Source organism: Promineifilum sp. (SeqCode) (assembly GCF_041918635.1).
Lineage (GTDB): Bacteria > Chloroflexota > Anaerolineae > Promineifilales > Promineifilaceae > Promineifilum.
In genome coordinates this window covers 1-6171 of record NZ_JAYRVJ010000049.1, presented here as the reverse complement: position 1 = coordinate 6171, position 6171 = coordinate 1, and the positions used below count along the sequence as shown (strand labels likewise).

The window sequence follows — 6171 nt, the reverse complement described above, 5'->3', positions numbered from 1 at the left end:
TCGGCGTCCAGGCGGCCGGTGGTGTTGACGGTCACATTGCTGGCGCCGCTGGCGGTGGCGTTGGCGCTGGTGGTGGGGAACGCTTCCAGATCGATGGTGCTGGCGCCGGAAGCATTGGCCGCCAGCGTGCCGCCCTGGCCGGTCAGGGTGATGGTGCTGGCCCCGGACGCCTCCAGTTGCGCATCGCCGCGATCGCCGTCCAGGGCGATCGTGCTGGCCCCGGAAGCGTGCAGTCGCGTGTTGCCGCTGGTCAGGTCGCCCGCCATGCGGCTGGCCCCGCTGGCCTCGCCCTCGAAGGCGTCGGACGACGTGAAGCCGCTCAGTTGCGCCTGGGCGGCCCCGCTCAGGTCCAGCGCCGCGAGCGAGGGCATCGTGATCTCGTATTCCATCGTCGCCTGGCCCACGTTGAGCACGTCTTCCAGGCCGATACGGACCCGGTCGCCCGCCTGTTCGGCCAGCAGGTACTGCTCCAGGTTGTCGTCGACGCGCACGACGACCCGATACTCCGCCCCCTGCGTAATGGCGCCCTCGAAGGCGTGGCTGATCTCGACCTGATTGAAGTCGCTATAGTCGAACTCCCGCGTGACGACGTTGCCGGAGCCGGTGGTCATCTGGACATTACAGCCGGCCAGGGCCGCCAGCCCGACCAGCCACAGGCACACGAATATCCAATGCAGTCTACTCTTCAGGTTCATGGTACTTCCCCTTGTCTATTCTGTCTGGCTCGCCCCGTGTCGTAGGGGCAGACCGGCGTGTCTGCCCAGGGCGCACCACCTGTCCGCCCAGGGCGCACCACCTGTCCGCCCAGGGCGCACCACCTGTCCGCCCAGGGCGCACACGCAGGTGCGCCCCTACTTCTCTCTAACAACCCCCAGTATAGCCGCCGGCGGCGCTCGAAGTAAACAGACCTTTTTATACGTTTGTTGTCTAGCTGTATACACGGCTGGTGCAATCCACTTCAGAAAGTGGGTCGCACCTAAGTGGATTGCACCTCGGCCTCCAGCTTCTCGGCCAGCTTGGCCATGCCCTCGGCCACCGTCCCGGGTAGCATCCGCCGGCCCACCACGTCCATCACCCGCCGGTTGATCGCCCCGCCGCGCCCGCGGCTAAAGGCCATCTCCAGGCGCGTGCCCGTGTCGGTCGGCGTCAGGCGCAGCCGCACCAGGCAGGTCACGCCGGGCACGGGCGTCGTGTCCTCGCTGAGGATCATCTCAAACGGCCGCCAGACGAGGATGCGCTGGCGGGTGACGCGGTGGCCGTGGTCGCAATGAATCTCCGTGCCCGGCGCGATGCGGCCGGCCTGCCGGTCGCCGATGGTCTGGCTGACGGCGCTCAACAGCACGGCGCGGTACTCCGGCCGGCTGAGCGCGTCCCAGAGCAGGTGGGGCGGCAATGGGTAGTCGCGCTCGACGGTCACGAGCACCTGGTCGGGTGGGATGTCCACACTGGGCGTCGCCTGTCGCGCCTCCCAGGCCGGCCGCATGTCCTGGACGAACAGCCGCACCTCGCCCAGGTGGTCGTAGCGTTCGGCGTGGGGCGTCATGGCCGCGGCCATCTCGCCCAGCCCCAGCGCCTCAACCGCGGCGACGGTGTAGACGGTGTAGGCGCGGATGCCGGTGGTCTCGACGACGTGGTTCTTCAGCAGGCGATGGATGAGGTTGACGTCGCTGCCGACCAGTTCGACGTGCCCGCCCAGGGTTTGCAGGCCGAAGATGCCCTGGTGGACGAAGAACTTGAGATCGAGCGCGCCGACGTTGGCGCAGGCGGCGCACCGGCAGGTATTGTTAAGGATCATCAGCTCGATGGCCCGGCGAAAGGCGACGTAGGTATCTTCCAGCAGTTCAACGAAGGTCTGGCCCTGGAGCGCCGCGCCGGCGGCCGAGGGGGCGAGGGCGTAGCTGATGACGGCGTCGCCGGCCGTGCGCGAGACGGTGAGGGGCGGGCGGGTGTGGCTGAGCAGCAGTTCGAGGAGCGTGCTGAGGATTTCCTGGGCGTGCTCCAGTTCAGACTCGCTCAGGAACAGGGTGTAGCCGGTGATGTCGGCGATCAGCAGGGTACCGGATTGCGCCTTGCTCATCGGGCGCGACCTCCTCATCGAAACGTGCGGCATTATAGCCCTTTGATCGCCGGGCGAGAATGGGTATAGTCCCGATTGCCGCGCTTGGGAGTGCGCATCCTCAGATACGCGCTCTGAGCTTGTAGTCAGGCAATTCATTGCCGTTCTTCAGACCAGGCTGAGAAGAACGGCAATTTTGAGACTTAACAAATGAATACGGATACGGTAGCGCGCGGCGTAGGGGCGGGACAATCGGCGCGAACGGCCTCGTCCAATCACTGGAATGTGGATCGCCGATTGTCTCGCCCCTTCTGACCGACAACGCGCCAGCCACAGAGGGCGAGACAACGCGGCATCGACAGGGTTCTGCAAGACGAGACCGTTCGGCCGCGTTGTCGGCGCATCTGCGCTGTCCCTACGCCCCATTCGTTCGTCCGACGGATTGCGGCATATCCGTGTTCTTTTGTTAAGTTTCAAAATTGCCTGACTACGAACTGACCCCGCGGATCACGCTTCTTTAAGGAGTTGGTTATGACCACGACCGTTGACAGCCATAAGCCCGTCCGTCTCAGTTGGCGCGAATCGCAGACGTTCAGCCAGGATCGCATCGGCTGGATGATCCGCTCGGCGGCCAAGCAGGGCGTCAGCCACTTCCAGGTGCTCTGGTTCGACATCTTCTTCGTCGCCGACCCCGACGTGATCCGCGAACTCATCGTCAAGCGCCCCGGCTCGCTCCACCGCGACCCGTTCACCACCAACGTGTTGAGACGCATCATGGGCAACGGCGTGTTCATCGCCGAAGACGAGGCATGGCAGCGGCAGCGCAAGCTGGTCGCCCCCGCCTTCCACGCCATGCGCATCCGCGCCTATGCCGAGACGATGGCCGCCTACACGCGCGAGATGGCCGGCCGCTGGCAGGACGGCGAGGTGCGCCACCTCGACCGCGACCTGACCCAGTTGACGCTGCGCATCATCGCCAAGACCATGTTCAACGTCGATCTGGTCGAGGAAGCGGAGCGCATCGGCCGGCTGATGCAGGTCTTGCTGGAGACGGGCGAGAAGCAACTCGATAGCGCCTACCCGCCGCCCAACTGGGTGCCGACAGCTACCAACCGGCGACAAAACGCGGCCCTACGGGAGCTGCACGCCCTCATCCGCGACATCATCCGCGAGCGGCGGGCCAGCGGCCGGGACGAGGGGGACTTGCTCTCCATGCTGGTGCAGGCCCGCGATGAGGAGGGGCGGCCGATGAGCGAGGCGCAGATCGTGGACGAGTGCACCACGCTGATGACCGCCGGCCACGAGACGACGGCTGTGGCGCTGATGTGGGTGTGGCTGATGTTGGGCCGCCACCCGGAGGTGGCCGAGCGGCTCTACGCCGAGGTGGACGCGCAACTGGGGCGCGCGCCGCTGACGTTCGAGGCGCTGGCCGGCTTGCCCTACACCGAGCAGGTGATCAAGGAGACGCTGCGGCTCTATCCGCCGGCGTTCAGCTTCGGCCGCACGCCGCAGGAGGACATCGCGTTCGAGGTCAACGGCCGCCGCCACGCCTTCCGCAAGGGGGCCAGCGTCATCATCAGCACCATGGCCATGCACCGGCTGCCGGAGTACTTCCCCGACCCGGAGGCGTTCCGGCCAGAGCGCTGGGCGGCCGGCGCGCCACAACCGCCCAAGTACGCCTATTTGCCCTTCGGCGGCGGGCCGCGCATCTGTCTGGGCAACCTGTTCGCCATGATGGAGGCGCAGGTCATCCTGGCCACGATGGCCCAGCACGCGCGGCTGACGCCGGAGCCGGAGCAGGGGCTGGACTGGGACCCGCTCATCACCCTGCGGCCCAAAGGCCCGGTGCTGATGCGCGTCGCTTGTCGATGAAAGGGAAAGAGCTCACGCAAAGGCGCAAAGAAGCAAAGAGCGCAAGGAAGAGAAAGGACTCTTGACTTGGCGTCCTTTGCTTCTTTGTGCCTTTGCGGAGCTAACCTTCCATCGGCGGATCAACATCGTCGTAGATGCGCGCGGCGGCGAGGCGGTCGCCGGCCAGGTCGTAGACGGCCAGGCCCGCCTGGAGCGGCAGCGCCACGTTGCCCCACCGATCGACGATGAACTCGATGGCGACGGAGCGGCCGTCGCTCGTGGCCGTGCAGTGGACGAGCGAGATGCCGCCGGCGGCCAGCGCGGGGACGTAGAAGTGGGGCAGTCCCTCCGGCCCGGCGTGGCGAAAGCGGTCGCCGCTGGGCTGGCGCACGTAGCCGTCGGGGGTGAAGAGCGACAGGATGAGCGGGGCGCTGCCGTCGCGCAGGGCGGCCATGTACGCCTCGACGGCCGGCGGCTCCTCCAGCCGGGTCAGCGGCGGCTCCAGCAGCGGCGGCCGGACGCGATGGCCGCCGGTCAGCGGCCACGTACTGTGGTAGACGCGCACGGCCGAGAACCCCTCTCCCTGCCGGTCGGCCACCAGCCCGACGGGCAAATCGATCCGGTCGCCGTCCTGTTCCATATCCAGCACCAGTTCGACGACGGCGCGGGCCGGCGTATCGATGGTGTGCAGGAGGCGCGGCGCGGCATGGCGCTCGGCCAGCCAGACCGCCTGCCGGGCGACGAAGGCGCGCACGGCCGCTTCGCCTCGCGTCGCGCCGTCGAGCGGCGTGTCGATGTGCGGCTCGCCAGGGAAGAGGGCGAGGATGGCGCCGGCGTCGCCGGCCAGCAGGTTGGTGTACAGCTGTTGCAGTTCTTCGAGCATGAGGAACCTCGCGCCGCAGGATTGAAGCATGGGACGCTGATGAACGCCGATGGGGCGCTGATTTTCGCGGATTATAGGGCGAGTCAGCGTCAACCAGCGAATCAATCGGCGTCAATCCGCGTCCCATTCTTCCTTGAATCATGACTTTTGTCACTATACAACCCCTCCCGGCCGGCGTAAGATGGTATCAGGGAACCTACACCGATTGGAGGCGATCTATGCAGGTCAACCAGGGCATCTATTGCGGCGCTTTCCCCTGCGAGGACATCAACGTCGCCGGCCACTACGTCCCCGGCGCGGTGAGCAACCCCGAGCGGGTGCGCGTCGTCCTCATCTCGGAGTGCGCCGCGGCCGACCCGGCCGATAACTACTACGCCCCCGGCGACCCCCTCTTCGCCCGGACGACCGTCCAGGCTTTCCAGGACGCCGGGGTAGACGTTCACTCCATTCAAGACATCCTCGACCGCGGCGTCTACCTGACGACGGCGGTCAAGTGCGCCAAGCTGGGCTACGCCATCGGCCGCCAGACCATTCTCGCCTGCTCGGAGCTGCTGGAGCGGGAGCTAGACCTGTTCCCCCACGTGCGGGCCTATCTGTTGATGGGCGACGTGGCGATTACCGCGGTCAACGCCATCGCCCGGCGGCGGGGCGAGGGGCGGGTCATCCCGGCCGGGCCGACCTACAAGCTTCGCGGCGGCGACTTCACCTTTCGCGGGGCGCGCGCCTTTCCCAGCTACCTTCAGGCCGGGCCGAGCTTCTTCATCGAGAAGAGCAAGCGCCGCATGATCGCCGAAGATATCGCCGCCGCGCTGGCTGTGGCGGAGTTAGAGGCCGTGGGAGCGTAGTGAGTGGCCGGTGGCAAGTAACAGGTAGCACGTTCTCAGAGGTACATGCTCCCCCGCACCCCCGCTCCCCTGCTCCCCCGCTGCACAGGAGAACAACTATGTCCACTCAACCCAATCGTCTACTCCACTGGACGCCGCGCCTGCTGGGCGTCCTCTATGCGGTGTTCATCAGCGCGTTCGCCCTCGACGTGTGGGGCATGGATGGGTCGTTCGGCGATAAACTGGGCGGCTTCCTCATCCACCTGACGCCGACCTACGCCGTGGTCGTGGCCCTCATCATCGCCTGGATCCGGCCGGCGGCCGGCGGGGTCATCTTTATCGGCCTGGCGGCCGTCTTCAGCCTCTTCTTTGGCTGGCAGGAAGCCACCGTTCTGCTGATCATGGCCCTACCCCTGATCGTCATCGGCCTGCTCTTCCTGGCCGATAGCTGGGCCGGTCAGACGCGGCTGCGGGCGCGCCCCGGCGCGTAAGGTAGGGGCAGACCTGCGTGTCTGCCCCAGGGCGCACACGCAGCCTGCCCCAGGGCGCACACGCAG

At 66.8% G+C, this 6171-nt stretch carries 6 protein-coding genes; 3 read left to right on the top strand and 3 right to left on the bottom strand.

Annotation, left to right across the window (positions count from 1 at the left end):
• A partial coding sequence (locus ACE3UY_RS01675; protein ID WP_374685815.1) for a GIN domain-containing protein occupies nt 1–695 on the bottom strand: 695 nt, incomplete at its 3' end.
• A 281-nt stretch (nt 696–976) separates the two neighbouring features.
• Entirely contained in the window at nt 977–2077 is a 1101-nt protein-coding gene (locus ACE3UY_RS01670) for a DUF2652 domain-containing protein (protein ID WP_374685814.1), read from the bottom strand.
• Nucleotides 2078–2587: 510 nt separating this feature from the next.
• Here ACE3UY_RS01670 and ACE3UY_RS01665 point away from each other — a divergent pair.
• Nucleotides 2588–3928, top strand: coding sequence for a cytochrome P450 (locus ACE3UY_RS01665; RefSeq protein ID WP_374685813.1), 1341 nt, complete (start codon nt 2588–2590; stop codon nt 3926–3928).
• A 100-nt stretch (nt 3929–4028) separates the two neighbouring features.
• Here ACE3UY_RS01665 and ACE3UY_RS01660 read toward each other — a convergent pair whose 3' ends face one another.
• Nucleotides 4029–4790 carry a hypothetical protein gene (locus ACE3UY_RS01660; RefSeq protein ID WP_374685812.1) on the bottom strand — a complete coding sequence of 254 codons (762 nt, stop codon included), beginning with the start codon at nt 4788–4790 and terminating at the stop codon, nt 4029–4031.
• Between the two features lie 218 nt (nt 4791–5008).
• Between ACE3UY_RS01660 and ACE3UY_RS01655 the strand changes: the two genes are divergently transcribed.
• Together ACE3UY_RS01655 and ACE3UY_RS01650 are read left to right on the top strand one after the other, a co-directional pair.
• The gene (locus tag ACE3UY_RS01655) at nt 5009–5635 is read left to right on the top strand and encodes a uracil-DNA glycosylase (protein ID WP_374685811.1); all 627 of its coding nucleotides are present in this window, start codon (nt 5009–5011) and stop codon (nt 5633–5635) included.
• A 98-nt stretch (nt 5636–5733) separates the two neighbouring features.
• Nucleotides 5734–6105 carry a hypothetical protein gene (locus ACE3UY_RS01650; protein ID WP_374685810.1) on the top strand — a complete coding sequence of 124 codons (372 nt, stop codon included), beginning with the start codon at nt 5734–5736 and terminating at the stop codon, nt 6103–6105.
• Nucleotides 6106–6171: the final 66 nt, after the last annotated feature.

Bases quoted from the DNA above. Each gene is read 5' to 3' on its own strand.
- ACE3UY_RS01670 (WP_374685814.1), bottom strand. From the start codon at position 2,077: ATGAGCAAGGCGCAATCCGGTACCCTGCTGATCGCCGACATCACCGGC.
- ACE3UY_RS01665 (WP_374685813.1), top strand. From the start codon at position 2,588: ATGACCACGACCGTTGACAGCCATAAGCCCGTCCGTCTCAGTTGGCGC.
- ACE3UY_RS01660 (WP_374685812.1), bottom strand. From the start codon at position 4,790: ATGCTCGAAGAACTGCAACAGCTGTACACCAACCTGCTGGCCGGCGAC.
- ACE3UY_RS01655 (WP_374685811.1), top strand. From the start codon at position 5,009: ATGCAGGTCAACCAGGGCATCTATTGCGGCGCTTTCCCCTGCGAGGAC.
- ACE3UY_RS01650 (WP_374685810.1), top strand. From the start codon at position 5,734: ATGTCCACTCAACCCAATCGTCTACTCCACTGGACGCCGCGCCTGCTG.